Raw genomic sequence first — 261 nt, forward strand, 5'->3', positions numbered from 1 at the left:
TCTTGGTTGTCATACCAACCACGATCAATCTTGCTAGTAGGGCGATGATAATAGTCAGACCGCCTGCGATAAATAAGTTACCCGAATAAGCGATTATCACTACTTCAAGACCAATCAAAACAAATAAAATGGCGTTGAGAATCTCGTCTATTAACTCCCAAAATAAATCAATATAATGGCGAGTCTTATCACTCATTGCCAGCTCACGCCCACGGTTGCCGACCATTAAGCCCATCATTACCATAGCGAGTGGTCCTGATA

The 261-nt window shown here is 42.1% G+C and carries 1 pseudogene; it reads right to left on the minus strand.

The window, feature by feature from the left end:
• Positions 1 to 244 (minus strand): annotated as a pseudogene (locus AAEZ05_RS29105) (cation:proton antiporter); the annotation flags it as partial.
• Positions 245 to 261: the final 17 nt, after the last annotated feature.

The sequence above is a fragment of the Pseudomonas sp. HY13-MNA-CIBAN-0226 genome (assembly GCF_040310305.1).
In the GTDB taxonomy this organism is placed as follows: domain Bacteria; phylum Pseudomonadota; class Gammaproteobacteria; order Pseudomonadales; family Pseudomonadaceae; genus Aquipseudomonas; species Aquipseudomonas gregormendelii.